This is a genomic window from Kitasatospora sp. NPDC054939, from assembly GCF_053610105.1.
The window spans coordinates 1-18,680 of record NZ_JBSGXP010000046.1; the positions used below are offsets into that span (position 1 = coordinate 1).

The following is an 18,680-nucleotide window of genomic DNA, read 5'->3' on the forward strand; positions in this document are numbered from 1 at the left end:
GGCCGGACGGGCCTGCGGTTCGGGGTGGCGCGGATCCTCGGGCCGGCCCGGAGCTTCGACGCGGCGCCGATCCTCGGCGCGGAGCGGTCGGGGTGGCGCGGTCAGGGTGGCGCTGATCCTCGGCGCGGAGCGGTCGGGGTGGCGCGGTTCGTCAGACCTGGCCGGAGAAGATCGGCAGGTAGCCGCCGGACTGGCCGGCCGCCTTGGGGTGGTAGCTGTCGTCGACGGGCCAGGTGGTGCTGTGCAGCCAGGTGGTGCCGCTGCCGCAGATCTCGTGGGTACCGAAGATGCTGCGCACGTCACCGAAGGCGTTGCCCGCGTTCGCGGCACGCTTGGCGATCACCTCGTTCAGCAGGTCGGCCGCACTGTTGATGGCCGCGCGCTTGGTGTCCCCGATGCCGAAGATGCAGCTGCCGCCGACCTTGTACAGCCGCGGGTAACCCATCACCACCACGCGGGCGTTGGGCGCCTTCGCACGGATCGCCGAGTAGACCTGGTCGAGCTTGCCGGGCAGGGTGGTGGTGGCGTAGTTCTTGGCGGTGGCGACCGCGCTGAGGCAGGCGCTGTCGGATTCCAGCACGCAGGTCTGCATGGTGCTCGCAAAACCCGCGTCGTTGCCGCCGATGCTGATGCTGACCAGCGTGGTGCCCGAGTTGAGGGCCGACAGCTGGTTGTTGAGCACGTCTCCGGTTCTCGCGCCGGAACAGGCCACGAAGGTGAACGAGGACGGTGCGTGGGCCTTCTTCCACAGGTACGGGTACGCGTTGGTGCTCCGCTTGCAGCTGCCGCTGTCGGCGAGGTAGCTCCCTGCGCCGACGCCGGCGGAGTAGGAGTCGCCCAGGGCAACGTAGTTGACGGCGGCGGCGTTCGCGGCCGAGGCGGTGAAGAGCGTGGTCAGGGTGAGCACGACCGCGAGAGCGGCTACGGACAGGGCACGGGCAGGGCGCAGCATGACACCTCCACTGGTGATGCGGGTCACATTGGTGATACCAGGGAGTAGCTTCCTCGGGAAGCGGTCATGCCAAGGATATTGACGGTCCGTCTGACAGGCGGGGTGTGGCGTTTCGGTCGAGGGCCTCGCATCGGAGCGGCATCCTGGCCGGTCAGCACGGGTGCGGGGCCGGTGGGAACGGGTGCGGGCCGCCGGCGTCGGCGGGGCATGCAGCGCCGGCGTCAGGGGCGCGCGTCAGGGCATGCGTCGGCGCCCGCCCGCGGCGAGGCCGGCCGGGGCGGCACGCGGCGAGGCCGGCGGGGGCGGCGCGGCGGCAGGGCGGCACCCGACGCCGGGCGGCCCGGCCGAGGTCCGGGTCAGTGCTGGTCGGGGCGGGCGAGTGCACCGGGGAAGACGGTGCAGCCCTCGACCGGCAACTCCTCGATCGTCTCGTTGGCGGCGGCGGGCACGCCGAGCCGGCGAACGGCGGACGCCACCGCCACCCGCGCCTGCCGCAGGCCGGGGGCGCCCCAGCCGAGCAGTTCCACGGCGAGGCCGGGGGCGACCAGCAGCCGCCGGTAGTGCCGGCCCGAGGCCGGGTCCGGCACGCTCGGACCGACGGCCCGCAGGGCGGCCGTCATCCGCACCCGGGCGCACTCGTGGCCGCCGTTCGCGGAACCGACCCGGTCGTAGAGGTAGCCGAGGTAGTACGCCGGGCCGATCACCGCCTGGGCCTCCTCGCCGGCCTCCCGGGCGAGCGCGCTGCCCGGGTCGCCCGCGTCCTCCGGCTCCAGCGAGCCGCCGGGCAGCGAGACGATGCCGTCCTTGGGGTTGACCAGCGTGAGCACCCGGCCGTCGGGTGCGAACAGCCAGCCCCAGGACTGCTTCACCGTCAGCCCCGGCGGGACCGGTTCGCCCGGACGCCACGGCCACCCCGCGACGGGACGCCTGCGCACCCGTCCGAGCAGCTCGGCGACCTCCGCGCTGTACTCGATCCGGCTCATGCGTCCCCCCTTCGGTGTCGGGCGCGCCGGACCGGCGGTGCACGGGGAGGGCCTGCGGTGCGCGGTTCGGGGCGGAGCGGTCGGAGCCCGCGGCGCGGGGTGCCGCGCGCTCCTGCTGTTGATCTTCCCCGAAATCTTCCCCGAACAGGCGGTCGATGAACAGTCCCCAGCGCCGCTCGGTGGACGCCGGGGCACGTCGACCGCCGTCCGGGCGGACCCCGTACGCCCTGCGCGCGCCGCACTCACCTCATCGGCGGACCCCCTTCCGCGCCCCCGCCCGTTCCCCCGTCCGCCGGACCGCCGACCGGCCCCGGCGGCGGAAGCGGGAAGCCCGGCAGCGGTACCGCGCCCGGCGGGAACGGCATGCCCCGCACCGCGTCGGCGGCCAGCTCCGCCAGCACCTCGGGCACCGCCATCGGGCGCAGCCGCCCCTCCGCCAGCGCCCAGCCGCGGATCCGCTGGTTCCTCCCCGCGCCGGGATCGCCGTGCAGCAGCACCGCCCCGCCGCCGCCCGCGGCCACACCCACCGCGAGGGTGACGCAGAACGCCTCGGTCTCCCGTCCGCCCGCGAGCACCCGCCCGCCGGGCACCACCCGCAGCTCGGCTGCGGCGGTCAGCTCCTCGCCGTCCGCGGGCCCGTGGCAGCGCACGGTCAGCAGGTGGCGGCCGACCCCCGCGCCCTCGGCGAGCGCCAGGTGCACGGCGGCGACGTACCGCATCACCCCGGCCAGCCGGGCCGATACCTCCGGGCCGTCGCCGAGCGCCGTGAGCAGCGCCTCGCAGCCGATCGAGATCCGCACCCGGGCCCGGTGGTCGTCCACCAGCGCCGGCAGCAGTTCGGCCAGCCGCTCCCCCGCGTACACCAGCGGCTCCCCGACCAGCTCCGGATCGGCGGCGTACGCCACCCGGGCCGCGGCACTGCCCGGGTCCAGCCCGAACACCTCGCAGTAGTCCCGGTAGTCGGCCGGGTCGAGGACCCTCAGGTGCACCTCCACCCCCTGCGCGTGCATCGCCCGCAGCCGGGACTCCGTCCGCCGCAGGTAGGCCCGGTGGCCGCCGTCTCCGAACAGGCCGTACCGCCCCAGCCGGACGTGGGCCGCCGGATCGGCGACCAGGGCCACGGCCACCGGCTGCGGCGGCTCGCCCCGGGCCCGCCCCGTCCGGCGGTGCCGGGGCCCGCCGCCCGGGCCACCCGGACCTCCGGGCACCCGCGGTTCCCCGCCCCCGGTCGGGCCGCGCCGCGACCCGCCCGGCCCCGCCCCTCCGGACGGCACGCCTCCCGGCCGCCCCGCCCGCGGCCCGCGCACGGCACTCGCCCGCACCACGGAACCGATCGACCCCCGCACCACCGACATGGACCCGGCCACAGCAACACTCCTCACCCGAACAGGGACACGGACACGACCCGTCGGACGGGCCCGGAACACCCGGATCCGCCGACCCACGCAACCTACACACCGTCACTGACAATCGACGCTGAGCGACGGATCGGCGGAGGAGGCCGAGGAGGCGGAGCAGCCCCGCGGAGCGGGCCGGCGGGGGCGCAGGGGGCGTGCGGGGGGCGGGTTCCGGGAGGGGCGGGACGGCCGGGGTGTCCGTTTCGACGCGGGTTGTCGGTGGCGCCGGTTATGGTCGGGGACCATGCGACTGCTGCATACCTCCGACTGGCACCTCGGCCGCTCCTTCCACCGGGAGAGCCTGCACGACGCCCAGCGCGCCTTCCTCGACCACCTGGTGGCGGTGGTCGAGGCCGAGCACGTCGACGCCGTGCTGGTCGCGGGGGACGTGTACGACCGCGCGCTGCCCGGGCTGGACGCGGTCGCGCTCTTCGACGACGTGCTGCACCGGCTGGCGGCGCTCGGCGTGCCGACCGTTTTCATCAGCGGGAACCACGACTCGGCGCGCCGGCTGGGTGTGGGTGCGGGGCTGATCGGCCGGGCCGGCATCCACCTGCGGACGGATCCGGACGGCTGCGCGGAACCGGTGCTGCTGGCGGACGAGCACGGGCCGGTCGCGGTGTACGGGCTGCCGTACCTGGAGCCGGCGATGGTGCGCGAGCGCTTCGGGCTGGAGCGCGGCGGGCACGCGGCGGTGCTCGGGGCGGCGATGGAGCGGGTGCGGGCGGACCTCGCGGCCCGCCCGGCGGGCACCCGGGCCGTGGTGCTCGCGCACGCCTTCGTGACCGGCGGCGAGCCCAGCGACAGCGAGCGCGACATCGCGGTGGGCGGGGTCGCGGCGGTGCCCGCCTCGGTCTTCGACGGGGTGCACTACGCCGCGCTGGGGCACCTGCACGGCTGCCAGACGCTGGCCCCGCACCTGCGCTACAGCGGTTCACCGCTCGCCTACTCGTTCTCCGAGGAGACGCACCGCAAGTCGATGTGGCTGGTCGACCTGGCGGCCGACGGCTCGGTCACCGCCGAGCGGAGCCACTGCCCGCAGCCTCGCCCGCTGGCCTGCCTGCGCGGCACGCTGGAGGAGCTGCTGACCGACGAGCGGTTCGCGCCGCACGAGCAGTCCTGGGTGCAGGCCACCCTGACCGACCGGGCCCGGCCGGCCGAGCCGATGGAGCGGCTGCGCCGGCGCTTCCCGCACGCCCTCCAGCTGCTGTTCGAGCCGGAGGGCCCGGGGGCGGACACCGCGCAGTCGTACGCGGCGCGGGTCAGCGGGCGTTCCGACCTGGAGATCGCCGAGGGCTTCCTGCGGCACGTCCGGCAGGGCGTGGCACCGGCGGCGGAGGAGCTGGACTGGCTGCGCGACGGCTTCGAGCGCATCCGCGAGACCACCGACCGCAGGGCGGAGCTGCCCCGATGAGACTGCACCGGTTGACGGTCACCGCCTTCGGCCCGTTCGCGGGCACCGAGCGGGTGGACTTCGACGCGCTCGCGGCCGGCGGCCTGTTCCTGCTGCGCGGGGCGACCGGCGCGGGCAAGAGCAGTGTGCTGGACGCGGTCTGCTACGCGCTGTACGGCGAGGTGCCCGGCACCCGGCGGGCCAACCGGCTGCGCAGCGACCACGCCGATCCGGCCGTGCTGACCGAAGTGCACCTGGAGCTGACGCTCGGCGGGCGCCGGCTGCAGATCGTCCGGCTCCCGGAGCAGCTGCGGCCCAAGCGCCGGGGCGAGGGCTGGACCACCGAGCGCGCGCAGACCCTGCTGCGGGAGTGGGTGCCCGACACCGGCGGCGGCGCGCCCGGCTGGCAGCCGCTCAGCAAGTCGCACCAGGAGGCCGGGGAGGAGATCCACCGGCTGATCGGGATGAGCCGTGAGCAGTTCTGCCAGGTGGTGCTGCTGCCGCAGGGGGACTTCGCGCGCTTCCTGCGGGCCGATTCGGTCGAGCGCGGCAAGCTGCTGAACCGGCTGTTCGACACCGAGCGGTTCGGGCAGGTCGAGTCCTGGCTAGCCGAGCAGCGGCGGGCACAGGAGGCGGCCGTGCAGGCGGGCCGGCGCCGGCTGCGGGACCTCGCGGGCCGGGCCGAGCAGGCCGCGGGCCCGTTCGGCGAGCCCGCGGCCGACTGGGTGCCGCCGGAGGACGAGGCGGACCGCTTCACCGGCGACCTCGCCGCGGACGTCCTCGGCTGGGCCGCGGTGCTGCGCAGCGGCGCCGCGGAGCAGCTCGCGGTCGCCGGGGTGGGGCTGGCGGAGGCCGAGCGGGCGCACCGTGAGGCCCAGCGGGCCCGGGCCGCCGAGGACGGGCTGGCCGCACTGCAGCGCCGGCACCGGGAGGCGGCGGTGGAGGCCGCCCGGCTCGCCGAGGCGGGTGCCGGGCTGGCCGGGGACGCCCGTCGGCTGGCCGCCGCGCAGGCCGCGGTGGGGGTCGAATCGGTGCTGCGGCTCCGGGAGGGCGCCGCCGTGGCGCACCGGGCGGCCCGGCAGGAGGAGCAGCGGCGCCGGGAGGCACTGGCCGGCGCCCCGGGGCCGGACGCGCCGGGGCTCGCCCGGGCCGAGGCCGCCGAGCTGGCCGGGGCGGAGCAGCGGCTGCGGGCCGAGGTCGTCCGGCTGGAGGCGGCCGAGGCCGAGGAGCGGCGCTGCGCCGTGCTCGGCCGGGAGCAGGAGCGTGCGGACGCCGAGCGGCGCCGGGCCGAGGAGCTGGCCGAGGAGGCCCGCGACTGGCTGGCCGAGTTCGACGGCCGGCTCGCCGCGCTGCAGGACGAGCAGTCCGCGGCGCAGTCCGCGGGTGCGCGGGTGGAGCAGGTGGACGCCCGCCGCACGGAGACCACCGGACGGCTGGCCGCGGCCCGGCGCAGGGACGAGCTGCGGGCCGGGATCGGCCGGTCCGAGGACGAGGTGCGGGCGTTGCGCGACCGCTTCCAGGACGCCCGCGAGCACAGCCAGGAGCTGCGCGAGCGCCGGCTGGCCGGGATGGCCGCCGAGCTGGCCGCGCAGTTGCTCCCGGGCGAGCCGTGCCGGGTCTGCGGGTCGCCGGAGCATCCGGCGCCGGCCCGGCCGACGGGCGGCCAGGTCGGCGCGGCGGACGAGGACCGCGCCCGCGCCGCGCAGAGCGCCGCCGAACGGGACCTGGCCGTCGCGGACCAGCGGCTGACCGCCCTGCGGGTGGAGGAGGCCGCCGCGGCCGGGGCGGCGGGCACCGAGAGCGCCGACGACCTGGCGGCCGCCCTGCAGGCCCTGGAGCTGGAGCACCGGACGGCGCTGCGGGCGGCCGACGCACTGGGCGCGGTCGGCCGGCAGATCGAGCGCCTCACCGGGGACCAGCAGCGCCGGCTGGCCGAGCTGCGCGAGACCGGCGAGCGCGCCGCGGTGCTGACGGACCGGATCGAGGCACTGCGGGCCGAGGAGCGGGAGCTGGCCGACCGGGTGGCCGCCGCCCGGGGCGACGCCCGCTCGGTGGCGCACCGGGCGGCTGCGCTCGGCCGGCTGGCCGATGCGGTCGGCGGGCTCGCCGAGGCGGCCCGGGCCTGCGCGGAGACGGCCGGGCGACTCAAGGACGCGGACGGCGAGCTGGCGGGTGCCGCGGTCGCCGCCGGCTTCCCGACCGCCGAGGAGGCCCGGGCGGTGCTGCTGTCCCCGCGCGAGCGGGCGGAGCTGGAGGCCCGGATCGACCGGCACCGGTCGGCGCTCGCCGCGGTGGAGCAGCAGCTCGCCCTGCCGGAGCTGGTCGCGGCGGCGGCGCACCCGCCGGCCGATCCCGCCGCGGCCGAGGCCCGGCTGCGGGCCGCCACCGACCGGCTGCGGCGGGCCCATGCGGCGCAGGAGGCGGCCCGCGAGCGCTGTGCGGCGCTGGCGGCGATCGGGGCGCAGCTGGCGGAGCTGGCCGGTTCGCTGGCGCCGGTGCTGGCCCGGTTCGGGCGGATCAACCGGCTGGCGGGCCTGGCCGCCGGGACATCCCAGGAGAACCGGCTGCGGATGCGCCTGGAGTCGTACGTGCTGGCGGCCCGGCTGGAGCAGGTCGCGGCGGCGGCGAGCGACCGGCTGGTCCGGATGTCGGGCGGCCGCTACACGCTCGTCCACAGCGACGACCGCAGCGGCGGCAACCGTCGCTCGGGGCTGGCGCTGCGGGTGGTCGACGCCTGGACGGGCACCGAGCGCGACACCGCGACGCTCTCCGGCGGCGAGAGCTTCTTCGCCTCGCTGGCCCTGGCGCTCGGCCTGGCCGACGTGGTGACGGACGAGGCGGGCGGCATGCCGCTGGACACGCTCTTCATCGACGAGGGCTTCGGCACGCTGGACGAGCACGCGCTGGAGGAGGTGATGGACGTCCTGGACGGCCTGCGGGAGCGGGACCGCGCGGTCGGCATCGTCAGCCACGTCGCCGATCTGCGCAGCCGCATCCCGGCCCAGCTGCTGGTGCGCAAGGGCCGCAACGGCTCGACCCTGAGCCTGGGCCGCCGCGAGGACGCCTGACGTCCGACGGCCGCCGGTCCGATCCGGACCGCGGTCGGAGTCGGGGCCGCGGGAATGGGGCCGGGAAAGGCGGGTCAGCCGGAGCAGGCGATCCGCTGGGCCTGCTGCCAGGTGCAGACCGGGCAGAGGGTGCTGCCCGGCTCGTCGGCCGGCAGCTCGGTCGGTTCGCCGCACAGCACGCAGTCGGCCCTGGGCCCGGCCGACGCCGGGTCGTGGGTCAGCGCGCGGACCGCACCGCTGGGGGCGACGGCGCAGACCGGCCCGTCCGCACCGCCCCGGACACCGCCCACCTCGCCGTGCCCGTTGCCGTCCATGCCGCCGATCGCGTCCTCGTGCGGTGCGCTGTCGCGGAGTTCGCTCATACCGTCTTCCTACTCCGCACCCGCCCGGCCCGGCAAGGCCCGGGCAGCCGGGCCCCGCCCCGGGCCCCCTGCCCCGAGCCCCCGCCCGGGCCCCGGGTACGGTGGCCGCCATGTCCGACTCGCCGCTGCAGCGCCGGCTGCAGGCCGCCCGCGCCGCCTCCCCGACCTACCCCGAGGTGGGCGCCACCCGGGAGTCCCGCCTCCCGGCGGGCTATGCGCACCTGCGGCGGCGGATCCACCTCGGCCACGGCCCGGAGGTGCTGGAGCGGGCCGGGCGCTACGTCCTCGCCTGGGGCAGCCAGCTCGGGACGGGCTTCGCCGTGCACCCGCACGCACCGGCCGAGCCCGGGGCGACCGTCCTGCTGCGGCTCGGCCTGCCCGGCCTGCGCCTGCCCCGGCTGGTGATCCCCTGCCGGGTCGTCTGGACGGTCGACGAGCCCGACCGGATCGGCTTCGGGTACGGGACGCTGCCCGGCCACCCGGAGTGCGGCGAGGAGGGCTTCCTGGTCTCGATGGACGACGCCGGCGAGGTCTGGTTCGAGGTGGTCGCCTTCTCCCGGTTGAGCGCCTGGTACGCCCGGCTCGGCCGGCCGGTGTCGGTCCTCTGCCAGTACCTGGCGATCGAGCGCTACCTCGCCGCGGTGGCCGCGTTCGCGGCCCGGCCCGCGCCCGCGGGGGCGTAGCGCGGGCCGTCCGCGACACGTGGGCCCGGCCGGGAGGACTAGTCGGTCCGGAGGGGGTTGGCCGCCGGTCAGCCGAGGAAGCTGAGCCGGACGGTGCGGTGCGGGTTGTCGCCGTTGGTGTCCACCAGGACGACCGACTGCCAGATACCCAGGGCCATCCGGCCGCCGATGACGGGCAGCGTGGCGTGCGGGGCGACGAGGCCGGGCACGACGTGGTCGCGGCCGTGGCCGGGGCTGCCGTGCCGGTGGCGCCAGCGGTCGTCGGCGGGCAGCAGGTCGCGCAGGACGGCGAGGAAGTCGTGGTCGCTGCCGGCCCCGGTCTCCAGGACGGCGATGCCGGCGGTGGCGTGCGGGACGAAGACGTTGAGCAGCCCGTCGCGTCCGACGGCCCGTTCGTCCAGGAAGGCGGCACAGCGGTCGGTGATGTCGAGCGCGACCTCGTGGCTGCCGGTGGTGATCTCGATGGTGGTGGAGTGGAAGGTGCCGGTGGTGTTGGTGTGGTCCGCCATGCCGCCATCCTCTCCGACCGCGGCGGGCCCGGTGACCCGCACCGCCGGGCGACCGCGGGCCGCGGCGGGCGCCCCCCGGCCGGGGCCCGGGCCGGCTGCGGGGACGCCGAAGACCCGACGGTCGCTCTGGTCCGTCGGGCCGGTTGTGACGCCGGTGGGCGTCGGGGCGGTGCCGTGCCGGGGCGCACCCCGGACGGCGCCCTAGCTGTGTCCGCGGCCGCCGAACAGGGTCCGCCGGAGACGGCGCAGGGGCGCCATCAGCGACACCCGGGCCGTCCGTCGCTGCCGTGCCGCCGGGGAGGCGGTGCCGCGCGGCGTCAGCTCCCTTATCAGCCCGAGTGCCTCGGCGGTGTCCACCGCCGGGAGCGCGGGCGCGCCGAGCACAGCCAGGTGCCGCTCGATCCTGCGGCCGGTCGTGCCGACACCGCACTGGATCGCGGGCACGCGGGGCCGCGTCCGCACTTGCATGTGTTCCATCAGTTTCCCACCCCTACGAGGCGCCAGGGCCGTGAGGCGAAGACTATCCGTGACTGACAGCCTTCGCGCAACCGTCCTGGTGTCCTGCCACCGTACCGCGCGGCAGGAACTGACGTTGCACCAGGGGCCGTCGGCTCCGGTCACGACTACGCATCAATGATGGTGCACGACCCGCGGCAGGTCACCGGGGTCCGGGGGCACCGGCCCGGCGCTCGCCGGCGGCCCCGCGCGCCGGGCGCGTGGTCACCTCCCGGGGCCGGGCGGAGCGCGCGGACGGCGAGCCGGAGCAGGTGGGCGGGCTTCCTATAGAGGGGAGCGCCCCTCCGGACGGTAAGAAGCACCCCTGCGGCGGGCGCAGTCGCCACAGGAAGTCCGACAATCACTTCAGGAAGTGAACACATATGAGGGATTGACTCGGCTCCAGCCTACAAGCAATATCTTCCTCGACAGTCGGAGCTCCGCACGCACCGCGGGCGCGTTCGACTGGTGAAGGGACTCCGGCTCTCCCGGTGAGTCACTGCCCGGCCGCCTCGACGCTGCGGCGGCCCGGCTCACCGGGGTGCGCGGACGGCGGCCGGTCGTAGAGGGTCGGCCGGGCCGCCACCCGGCTGCCGGTGCCGCCCTGCTCAGGGCGCGGCACCGGCGGTTCCGGACCCTCCCGGGCCCCGGTCGGCCGCGCCGCCGCGGCCCGCCCGCGGTGCCGGTACGGCGGGGTGCGCTCGGTAGACTCTGCCGCCGTGCCAGTCCTCCTCAGCATCGTGCTCCCCGTCCACGGCGTGGAGCAGTACCTGCCGCGCTGCCTCGACTCGATCCTCGACACCGACCCCGCCGCGGAGTCGCGCTTCGAGGTGATCGCGGTGGACGACCTCACCCCCGACCGCTGCGGCGGGATCCTGGACGAGTACGCGGCCCGCGACCGGCGGCTGCGGGTGCTGCACCTCACCGAGAACCAGGGCCTCGGCGGCGCGCGGATCGCCGCCCTGCCCGAGGTGCGCGGCGAGTACGTCTGGTTCGTGGACAGCGACGACTGGCTGCCCGACGGCACGGTGGCGGCGCTCCTCGCCGAGCTGGAGACCGAGCGCGGGCTCGGCACCGACGTCCTGCTGACCGGCTTCGACCACGTCTACCCCGACGGCAGCGGCGAGTCCAACCCCTGGCGGCACGTGCTGGCCGGCTCCCCGCTGGAGCGGGGCTGCACCGCCGCCGAGCACCCGGCGCTGTTCCAGTCCGTCATGTCGGTCTGGAACAAGGTGTTCCGCTTTGACTTCCTGCGCGGCCTCGACGTCGCCTTCGGGCGCGGCTTCTACGAGGACATCTCCGTCACGTACCCGGCGCTGCTGACCGCGGGGCGGCTGCGCTACCTCGACCGCAGCTGCTACCACTACCGCCGCGGCCGGCCGGGGGCGATCACCAGCACCGCCTCCCCCCGGCACGCGGACGCCTTCGCCCAGTACGACGCGATCTTCGCGTTCCTGGACCGGGTCGAGCGCGAGGGCCGGCCGGTTCCGGCGGACCTGCGCCGGCTGGTCTTCGACCGCACCGTGAAGCAGGCGCTGACCCTCTACGACAGCCCGGGGCTCGTCCCGGTCGAGCTGCGGCCGGACTTCTTCCGCCGGATCGCCGACCACTTCGCCCGCCACCGCCCGGCCGGCTACCACTTTCCCGGCGGCCTGCGCGGCGTGCAGTACCGGCTGGCGGCGCGCGGCTCCCGGCGGGCGTACGGGCAGCTGCGGCGCACCGGGCAGCTGCCGCGCCGGATCAAGCGCGGCATCGGGGCCGTCCGCGGGCGCTGACCCCGCCGCCCCCGACGTGCGAACGGGGTCCGTACCGGGTGCACCGGTACGGACCCCGCGGCCCTGCGACGGCGGCCGGGCCCCGGGGGGGGCCGGCCCGGAGGGGATCAGCCCTGGCGGGCGGCCAGGAACTCGTCGAAGGTCAGCTCGCCGTCGTGGTTGGTGTCCATCTGGCGGATGATCGTCTCGGCGACCGAGATGGACGTGGTGAGGTCGCCCAGCTCGCGCGCGACCTTGGCGTACTCGGCGGCGGTGATCCGGCCGTCGCCGTTCACGTCGTACTTGTCGAAGGCCGCGCGGACCGTATCGATGTCAGCCATGGGTTTCCCCTCCTGAAGGAGCCTGGGGATTTCGCAGGCTCGGGTGCTTTCCGACGGCCGTACCCTACCCGGCCGTGGTGAGCGCCACGGCTGCCGGGAGTGGACGGGCGCGGGGGTGGGTGTCGTAGTCTGCGGGTCTGATCTCGGCCCGGCCGGGAACCCGGCGGCTGCCGCCGCATGTTCAGGCCCGGGCACCTCCCGGGCGCGTTCGTCCAGGGAGGGACCATGCTCGACCTCGCCACCCGGCTGGTACTGAAACCGCTGTCGCGGGCGATCTGGCGGCCGGACATCCAGGGCCTGGAGAACGTCCCGCGCAAGGGCGGCGTGATCCTGGCCAGCAACCACCTCTCGTTCATCGACAGCGTGGTCATCCCGCTGGCCGCCCCGCGCCGGGTGCACTTCCTGGCGAAGGCCGAGTACTTCACCGGCACCGGGATGAAGGGCCGGCTCTCCAAGGGCTTCTTCGAGGGGATCGGCGCGGTCCCGGTGGAGCGCGGCACCTACCGCTCCGCGCAGGCCTCGCTGGAGTCGGCGCTGGCGATCCTGGAGGCGGACAAGGCCTTCGGCATCTACCCGGAGGGCACCCGCTCGCTCGACGGCCGCCTCTACCGCGGCAAGACGGGCGTGGCCTGGCTGGCGCTGACCGCCGGGGTGCCCGTGGTGCCGGTGGCGCTGGAGGGCCCGGAGGACATCCTGCCGGTCGGCAAGCGCGTCCCGCGGCTGCGCAGGGTGACGGTGAAGTTCGGCGAGCCGCTGCACTTCGACGAGCTGCACGGGCAGGCCCGCTCGGGCAAGGCCCGCCGCCAGGTCACCGACGAGGTGATGCGGGCGATCCAGCGGCTCTCCGGCCAGGAGGTCGCCGAGAGCTACAACGAGGTCCCCAAGGCCGCCTGACCCTCCCCGGCGCCCACCCCGGGCCCGCCCGGACCGCGACCGCCCGGACCGCGACCGCTCAGGCCGCGACCGCCGGCGCCTCGCGCCGCAGCAGCGCCGCGTACCGGCCGTCGGCCGCGACGAGCTCCTCGTGGGTGCCCCGCTCGACCACCTCGCCCCCGTCCAGCACCACGATCAGGTCTGCGGCGCGGACGGTGGAGAGCCGGTGCGCCACGGTGATGGTGGTGCGGCCCGCGGACAGGGTGTCGACGGCCTGCTGGACGGCCCGCTCGGTGCGGTTGTCCAGCGCGCTGGTGGCCTCGTCCAGGATCAGGACGGGCGGGTTGCGCAGGATCGTCCGGGCGAGCGCGAGGCGCTGCTTCTCCCCTCCCGAGAAGCGGTAGCCGCGCTCGCCGACCAGGGTGTCGTAGCCGTCCGGCAGTGCGGCGATCACCTCGTGGATCTGGGCGGCCCCGGCGGCGGCGGCCAGTTCGGCGTCGGTGGCGTCCGGCTTGGCGAAGCGCAGGTTGTCGGCGACCGAGGCGTGGAAGAGGTAGGTCTCCTGGGCGACCACGCCCACGGTCCTGGCCAGCGTGTCGAAGGAGAGCTCGCGCACGTCCACGCCGTCGATGGTGACCCGGCCGCCGGACACGTCGTACAGCCGCGGGACGAGGTGGCTGAGCGTCGTCTTGCCGGAGCCGGTGCCGCCGACCACGGCGAGCGAGCTGCCCGCGGGGACGCACAGGTCGATGCCGGCCAGGGTGGGCCGCTCCTGCGCGGGGTCGTAGCGGAACTCGACGCCCTCGAAGCGGACCTCGCCGCGGATCCGCTCGGGCTCCACCGGGTGCTCCGGCTCGGCGATCTCCACCGGCAGGTCCAGGTACTCGAAGATGCGGTGGAACAGCGCGAGCGAGGCCTGCACCTGCACGCCGGTGGAGAGCAGGCTGACGGTCGGGCGGAACAGCCCCTGCTGCAGCGAGACGAAGGCGACCAGGGTGCCGATGGAGACGATCGGCTCGCCGCCGGCCGCCGCCAGGCCGGCCGCCCAGTAGATCAGCGCGGGCATCGCGGCCATCACGACGTGGATGGTGTTCATCCGCCAGCGCCCGGCCATGCTGGTGCGCACCTCCAGCTCGGCCAGCTGGTCGGACTGCTCGGTGAACTCCCGGGCCAGCGAGTCGGAGCGGCCCATGGTGCGGCCGAGCAGGATGCCGCTGACCGAGAGCGACTCCTGCACGGCGGCGCTCATCGCGGCGAGCTGCTTCTGCCGCTCGGCGGTGATCCGCTTGCGCTCCCCGCCGACCCGGCGGCTGATCCAGACGAACAGCGGGAGCAGCAGCAGCGAGACGACCGTCAGCCGCCAGTCCAGCGCGGCCATGGCGACCACCGAGGCGAGGACGCCGGTGAAGTTGGAGACCAGCGAGGTCGCGGTGGAGGTGACGGTCGACTGCATGCCGCCGATGTCGTTGGCGATCCGGGACTGCACCTCGCCCGTCCGGGTCCGGGTGAAGAAGGCCAGCGACATCCGCTGGAGGTGCCCGTAGACGGCGGTGCGCAGGTCGTGCATGACGCGCTGGCCGACGGTGGTGGAGATCAGCGTCTGCAGCACGTTGAAGATGCTGCCGACCACGGCGGCGGCGATCATGCCGAGCGCCAGCAGGCTGAGCAGCCCGGTCCGGCCCTGCGGGATCGCGGTGTCGAGCACGGCGCGCAGCAGGAACGGCGAGATGACCGAGACCACCGCGGAGGCCGCCACCAGCAGGCCGACCACCGCGAGCCGGCCGCGGTAGGGGCGGAACAGCGCGAGGATGCGGCGCAGCTGGGCGGGGGGCCGGGGCTCGCCCTCGGTCGGGGCGGGCGGGGTCCAGGCGATGCCGTCTGGTCTCAAGGGCGGGTCTCCCGGGGTCGGGCGGGCGGGCGCACGGGCGGGCGGCCCGTGCCGGCACAGCGAGGATAGCTCATAGTTAGCGAAGCTAATATTGAGGTACCTACTATTCCCGCCGCGCCCGACCGGCGCCCGTCAGTCGGTGCGGTAGGTGCGCGCCGCCTTCGAGGAGACCGCCCCGAGCCGGCCGCTGGGCAGCAGCCGGGCCGCCGCCACCGCGAGCTTGTACCGCTTGCCCGGGACGGACAGCGAGCGGCCCCGGGCCAGGTCGCGCATGGCCTCGTCGACCACGCGCTCGGCGGAGAGCCAGCTCCAGGCCGGGATGTTGCCGGTGCCCATGCCGGCCCGGGCGTGGAACTCGGTGCGGGTGAAGCCCGGGCAGAGCGCCAGCATCCGCACACCCGTCCCGCCGAGGTCGCGCAGCACGCCCTGGGTGAAGCTCACCACCCACGCCTTGCTCGCGCCGTACGTGCCGCGGGGGAGGAAGGCCGCCACCGAGGCGACGTTGACGATCGCGCCGCGCCGGCGCTCGCGCATGCCCGGCAGGGCGGCGGTGGTCAGCCGCAGGATCGCCTCGATGTGGACCTTCAGCATGGCGAGTTCGTCGTCGAGCGGGACGGTGAGGAAGGCGCCCTTGTTGCCGAAGCCCGCGTTGTTGACCAGCAGGTCGACGGGGCGCCCGGCGTCCGCGAGGCGGGCCTCGACGGCCGCGATGCCCTCCTCGGTGGCGAGGTCCGCGGTCAGCACCTCGGTCTCCACCCCGTACGTGGCGGCGAGTTCGGCGGCGGAGCTCTCCAGCCGCTTCGTGTCCCGGGCGACCAGGACGAGGGAGTGGCCGCCGCGGGCGAGCTTGCGGGCGAAGGCGGCGCCGATGCCGGCCGTGGCGCCGGTGATCAAGGCAGTGGTCATGCCCCTGACCGTACCGACTCCCCGGGGTGACGGTCAGCCACCCCGGGTCACCTGTGACGCAGAGTACCGGGGTGGCACCATATGGTTCGTACCCGTATCGTCGGTGGAGGGGCACCGCCGGACCGGCGGTGACACTTCGATGAGGAGGCATCCGATGCTTGCTCAGACCATGCGGACGACGCACGCCACGGCGGCCGAGGCCGATGCGCTCACCATGCTGATGACGGAGGACGAGGCGGCCGTCAGCGACGCGCCCACGTACCAGCCCGAAGCCGCCGGCGTGCTGATCGCGCTGCTGCTGCTGTCGCCGAAGCAGCCCACCGAGAAGCCCACCCGGTAGCCGAGACCGGCCGCCGGTCCCCTTCCCAGGAGACCACCACCCATGCCATTCGCCGATACCTCACTCCGCGACGAGTACGCCGCGGCAGTCGAGCGGGTGGCGGGCCGCACCCTCGACGCCCTCCGCGGCGCCGGGGGTGCGGCCGCGCTCGCGGACCCGGGACAGCCGGTGCCCCGCTCGCTGCTGGCCGCCGCACGGGTGCTCGGACCCGACCTGTTCGCACCGCAACTCCTCGGCGGCGCACCGCCCGACGACGACACCGCGGCCCTGGCCGACGCGGCGCTGCGGGCCTTCCCCGCACAGCCCGTACCCGCCGGGCCGGGGCAGGATCCGGAGCAGGACCCGGCCCGGCTGGTCGGCGCCTGGCAGGCCTGGGCGACCGCGCGGCTGCTCGGCCACCCCGCACCGCCGCCCGAGTACGCGCCCGCGCCCCGGCCGCACGCCTGGCAGCCCTGGTCGGTACGGATGGCCCAGCTCTCCGCGCTCGCCCTGCCCGGCCTGGACAGCCCGCTGCACCGGATCGCCCGCGCCCACCCGCAGGCGCTCGCCCGCGGCGCCGTCCGCTCGATGCTGCGTCGCGACCACCGCACCACCGTCCGGCTGGCCCGCTGGCTCGCCTGGCACCGCGCCGAGGGCAAGCCGCTGCCGCTGGACGTGGAGCCGCTGCTCGAACGGCTGCACTTCGTCGGCGACGGCAGCGCCCGGACCGGACTCGAACTCGCCGTCGCCGACGCCCTGCTGGGGCGCAGCCGCGGGGACGGAGCAGCAGCATGACCGACACCGCGGTCCTGGCCACCGCCCAGCGGCTCGGCGCCCGCGCGCTGGACTGGCTGCACGCCTCGCACCGGCTCGGCTTCGGCCGGCTGCCGGACGACGCCGTCCCCGACCTGGCCGACCCGAACGACGTCTACAAGCCGCTCGGCGAGGTCGCGCTGGCCGCCTCCCTGGTGCTGCGCGAGACCGTGACCGGCCCGCGGGAGGCCGCCGCCGCCCGCGAACTGCTGGACTTCGCCTGGGAACAGCTGCGCGAGGGCGACCTCCTGTACGAGCGCCAGCTGCGCAACCCGGTCATGACCGATCCGCTGGAGACCTACGCCCACTTCGCGCGGGCCGGCCACCGGCACCCGCCCCTGGAGCAGTTGCTGGACTCGCTGGGCCGGCTCAGGGCCGTCCACGCGGCGGAGATCCAGGCGAACCGCCGGCTCGCCGTCGCCAACGCCCGGCGGGTGGCCGGCCTCGCCCACCGGCCGGACTGGGCCGCGCTGGCCGCCGGCACCTGGCTCGGCGCCACCCCCGAGCCGTGGACGGCGACCTGGATGAACGGCTACCAGGTCACCCACACCGTCTTCCACCTCACCGACTGGGGTGCGCGCCCGGAGGGCCTGCCCGAGCCGATGCGCGACTACGTGCGCGACTGGCTGCCGGCCTGGATCGACATCTGGCTGGAGATCGGCCAGTGGGACCTGGTCGGCGAACTGCTCGCGGTCGACTCCTGCATCGGCGAACCGGTCGCCGGGCCGCAGGGCTGGGACGCGCTGGCCGCCGTCCAGCGCGCCGACGGGCTGATGCCGTGCGACAGCACCACCCCTGTCCCCGACGACCCGGCCGAGGCGTTCCGCGCGCACGAGCACACCGCGGTGGTCGCCGTCGCGGCCTCCACCATCACCCTCGCCCGGGCCGTCGGCGCGGGCGCGGCGGCCTGAGCCGGTGGGCGTACTCGCCGTGGTCCGGCCCGAGGTGCTCGTGCGGGCGGCCGGCCCGCACGCCACCGCCGTCATCGTGGCCGCCGCCCGCGGCGGCGAGCAGGCCGTGCACTGCCACGGGCTGACCGCCCGGGACGGCGTGCCGTGCACCCCCGACACCCGCTTCGAACTCGGCTCGGTCAGCAAGACGTTCACCGCCCTGCTGCTCGCCGCGCTGGCCGCGGAGGGCCGGGTCGCGCTCGCCGATCCGGTCGAGCGGCACCTGCCGCCGCACTGGCGGCCGGCCGCGGTGCCGGCCGGGGAGCCGATCCGCCTGCTCCACCTGGCCACCCACACCTCCGGCCTGCCCAGGCTGCCGCCCGGCCTGCTGGCCACGGCCGCGCCCACCTGGTTCAGCAACCCGTACGCGGGGTTCGACGACGGGCGGTTGCGCCGCGCACTGGGGCGGACCACCGTACGGGTCGGGCCCGGCACCCGGATGCGGTACTCCAACTACGGCGTCGGGCTGCTCGGCCGGGTGCTGGCCGAGTCCGCCGGCACGACGTACCCCGTGCTGCTCGCCGACCGGCTCTGCGGCCCGCTCGGCCTCACCGCCACCGGCTGCTCCCCCGACGCCCCGGGGCTGGCGACCGGCCACCGGCGCGGGCGCCCGCTGCCGCCGTGGCGCATCCCCGGGCTGCCGGGTGCCGGGGCCGTCCGGGCCGGCGGCGCCGACCTGCTGCGCTACCTGCGCGCCCATCTCGACCCGCCGGCGGGGCCGTTGGGCACCGCACTGGGCGAGGTGCAGCGGCCCCGGCTGCGGCTGCCGTGCTCGGCCGACCGGCTCGCCCTGGTCTGGAACCACCGGCGGGTGGGCGAGCGCGCGTACTGCTTCCACGCCGGCGCCACCCGCGGGTTCAGCGCCTTCGCCGGCTTCTGCCCGCAGAGCGGCACGGCCCTCGCCGTCCTCGCCAACTGCGGCCCCGCCCTCGACGGCCGCTTCGTCCAGGCCGGGTACGAGGCGTTGAAGCGGCTCTCCGCCTGACGGACCCGC

19 protein-coding genes are annotated in these 18,680 nt (G+C 76.1%); 9 read left to right on the forward strand and 10 right to left on the reverse strand.

Translation table 11 applies throughout. From position 1 onward, the window contains the following. Positions 1 to 151: 151 nt before the first annotated feature. The 3 genes from ACWGB8_RS15635 to ACWGB8_RS15645 all read right to left on the reverse strand — a co-directional run bounded on the left by ACWGB8_RS15635 (position 152) and on the right by ACWGB8_RS15645 (position 3,056). On the reverse strand, positions 152 to 952 hold the full coding sequence (locus ACWGB8_RS15635; protein ID WP_452213947.1) for an SGNH/GDSL hydrolase family protein: 801 nt from the start codon (positions 950 to 952) through the stop codon (positions 152 to 154). Between the two features lie 356 nt (positions 953 to 1,308). Next, on the reverse strand, positions 1,309 to 1,935 hold the full coding sequence (locus ACWGB8_RS15640) for a hypothetical protein (protein ID WP_452213949.1): 627 nt from the start codon (positions 1,933 to 1,935) through the stop codon (positions 1,309 to 1,311). A gap of 242 nt (positions 1,936 to 2,177) precedes the next feature. Beyond that, positions 2,178 to 3,056 carry a hypothetical protein gene (locus ACWGB8_RS15645; protein WP_452213950.1) on the reverse strand — a complete coding sequence of 293 codons (879 nt, stop codon included), beginning with the start codon at positions 3,054 to 3,056 and terminating at the stop codon, positions 2,178 to 2,180. Positions 3,057 to 3,576: 520 nt separating this feature from the next. On the opposite strand from ACWGB8_RS15645, the gene ACWGB8_RS15650 reads away from it, so the two are divergent. Both ACWGB8_RS15650 and ACWGB8_RS15655 read left to right on the forward strand, forming a co-directional pair. Beyond that, positions 3,577 to 4,746, forward strand: a complete 1,170-nt coding sequence (locus ACWGB8_RS15650; RefSeq protein ID WP_452213951.1) for an exonuclease SbcCD subunit D — start codon at positions 3,577 to 3,579, stop codon at positions 4,744 to 4,746. Then, the gene (locus tag ACWGB8_RS15655; protein ID WP_452213953.1) at positions 4,743 to 7,793 is read left to right on the forward strand and encodes an AAA family ATPase; all 3,051 of its coding nucleotides are present in this window, start codon (positions 4,743 to 4,745) and stop codon (positions 7,791 to 7,793) included. Before ACWGB8_RS15650 ends, ACWGB8_RS15655 begins: the two co-directional genes overlap by 4 nt. A gap of 74 nt (positions 7,794 to 7,867) precedes the next feature. Here ACWGB8_RS15655 and ACWGB8_RS15660 read toward each other — a convergent pair whose 3' ends face one another. Next, positions 7,868 to 8,107 (reverse strand): hypothetical protein, encoded by a 240-nt coding sequence (locus ACWGB8_RS15660; protein ID WP_452214030.1) that lies wholly within the window; start codon positions 8,105 to 8,107, stop codon positions 7,868 to 7,870. Positions 8,108 to 8,265: 158 nt separating this feature from the next. On the opposite strand from ACWGB8_RS15660, the gene ACWGB8_RS15665 reads away from it, so the two are divergent. Continuing rightward, a complete protein-coding gene (locus ACWGB8_RS15665; RefSeq protein ID WP_452213955.1) occupies positions 8,266 to 8,838 on the forward strand; it encodes a DUF1990 family protein in 573 nt (190 codons plus the stop codon). 68 nt (positions 8,839 to 8,906) lie between these two features. On the opposite strand, the gene ACWGB8_RS15670 is transcribed toward ACWGB8_RS15665, so the two are convergent. From ACWGB8_RS15670 to ACWGB8_RS15680, 3 genes are all read right to left on the reverse strand, one after another. After that, on the reverse strand, positions 8,907 to 9,347 hold the full coding sequence (locus ACWGB8_RS15670) for a YjbQ family protein (RefSeq protein WP_452213957.1): 441 nt from the start codon (positions 9,345 to 9,347) through the stop codon (positions 8,907 to 8,909). A 201-nt stretch (positions 9,348 to 9,548) separates the two neighbouring features. Continuing rightward, complete coding sequence (locus tag ACWGB8_RS15675) at positions 9,549 to 9,824, reverse strand: hypothetical protein (RefSeq protein WP_452213959.1); 276 nt, start codon at positions 9,822 to 9,824, stop codon at positions 9,549 to 9,551. Between the two features lie 514 nt (positions 9,825 to 10,338). Then, positions 10,339 to 10,464, reverse strand: coding sequence for a hypothetical protein (locus ACWGB8_RS15680; protein WP_452213960.1), 126 nt, complete (start codon positions 10,462 to 10,464; stop codon positions 10,339 to 10,341). Between the two features lie 97 nt (positions 10,465 to 10,561). On the opposite strand from ACWGB8_RS15680, the gene ACWGB8_RS15685 reads away from it, so the two are divergent. After that, the gene (locus ACWGB8_RS15685) at positions 10,562 to 11,617 is read left to right on the forward strand and encodes a glycosyltransferase family 2 protein (RefSeq protein WP_452213962.1); all 1,056 of its coding nucleotides are present in this window, start codon (positions 10,562 to 10,564) and stop codon (positions 11,615 to 11,617) included. A gap of 107 nt (positions 11,618 to 11,724) precedes the next feature. Here ACWGB8_RS15685 and ACWGB8_RS15690 read toward each other — a convergent pair whose 3' ends face one another. Beyond that, positions 11,725 to 11,937 carry an EF-hand domain-containing protein gene (locus tag ACWGB8_RS15690; RefSeq protein ID WP_452213964.1) on the reverse strand — a complete coding sequence of 71 codons (213 nt, stop codon included), beginning with the start codon at positions 11,935 to 11,937 and terminating at the stop codon, positions 11,725 to 11,727. Positions 11,938 to 12,162: 225 nt separating this feature from the next. Here ACWGB8_RS15690 and ACWGB8_RS15695 point away from each other — a divergent pair, with 225 nt between their 5' ends. After that, positions 12,163 to 12,831, forward strand: coding sequence for a lysophospholipid acyltransferase family protein (locus tag ACWGB8_RS15695; protein ID WP_452213966.1), 669 nt, complete (start codon positions 12,163 to 12,165; stop codon positions 12,829 to 12,831). A gap of 58 nt (positions 12,832 to 12,889) precedes the next feature. Here the strand turns inward: ACWGB8_RS15695 and ACWGB8_RS15700 are convergent, their stop codons facing one another. Then, positions 12,890 to 14,698: an ABC transporter ATP-binding protein gene (locus tag ACWGB8_RS15700; RefSeq protein WP_452213968.1), complete on the reverse strand. Its 1,809-nt coding sequence runs from the start codon at positions 14,696 to 14,698 to the stop codon at positions 12,890 to 12,892. 132 nt (positions 14,699 to 14,830) lie between these two features. After that, a complete protein-coding gene (locus tag ACWGB8_RS15705; protein ID WP_452213970.1) occupies positions 14,831 to 15,604 on the reverse strand; it encodes an SDR family NAD(P)-dependent oxidoreductase in 774 nt (257 codons plus the stop codon). A 154-nt stretch (positions 15,605 to 15,758) separates the two neighbouring features. Here ACWGB8_RS15705 and ACWGB8_RS15710 point away from each other — a divergent pair, with 154 nt between their 5' ends. Genes ACWGB8_RS15710 through ACWGB8_RS15725 form a run of 4 tightly spaced genes read left to right on the forward strand, consistent with a single transcriptional unit; the run spans position 15,759 to position 18,671 of the window. Then, positions 15,759 to 15,944: a hypothetical protein gene (locus ACWGB8_RS15710; RefSeq protein ID WP_452213972.1), complete on the forward strand. Its 186-nt coding sequence runs from the start codon at positions 15,759 to 15,761 to the stop codon at positions 15,942 to 15,944. Positions 15,945 to 15,986: 42 nt separating this feature from the next. Next, positions 15,987 to 16,718, forward strand: coding sequence for a hypothetical protein (locus ACWGB8_RS15715; protein ID WP_452213974.1), 732 nt, complete (start codon positions 15,987 to 15,989; stop codon positions 16,716 to 16,718). Next, a complete protein-coding gene (locus ACWGB8_RS15720) occupies positions 16,715 to 17,647 on the forward strand; it encodes a DUF6895 family protein (RefSeq protein ID WP_452213975.1) in 933 nt (310 codons plus the stop codon). The genes ACWGB8_RS15715 and ACWGB8_RS15720 overlap by 4 nt, the downstream gene beginning before the upstream one ends. A gap of 4 nt (positions 17,648 to 17,651) precedes the next feature. Continuing rightward, complete coding sequence (locus ACWGB8_RS15725) at positions 17,652 to 18,671, forward strand: serine hydrolase domain-containing protein (protein ID WP_452213977.1); 1,020 nt, start codon at positions 17,652 to 17,654, stop codon at positions 18,669 to 18,671. Positions 18,672 to 18,680: the final 9 nt, after the last annotated feature.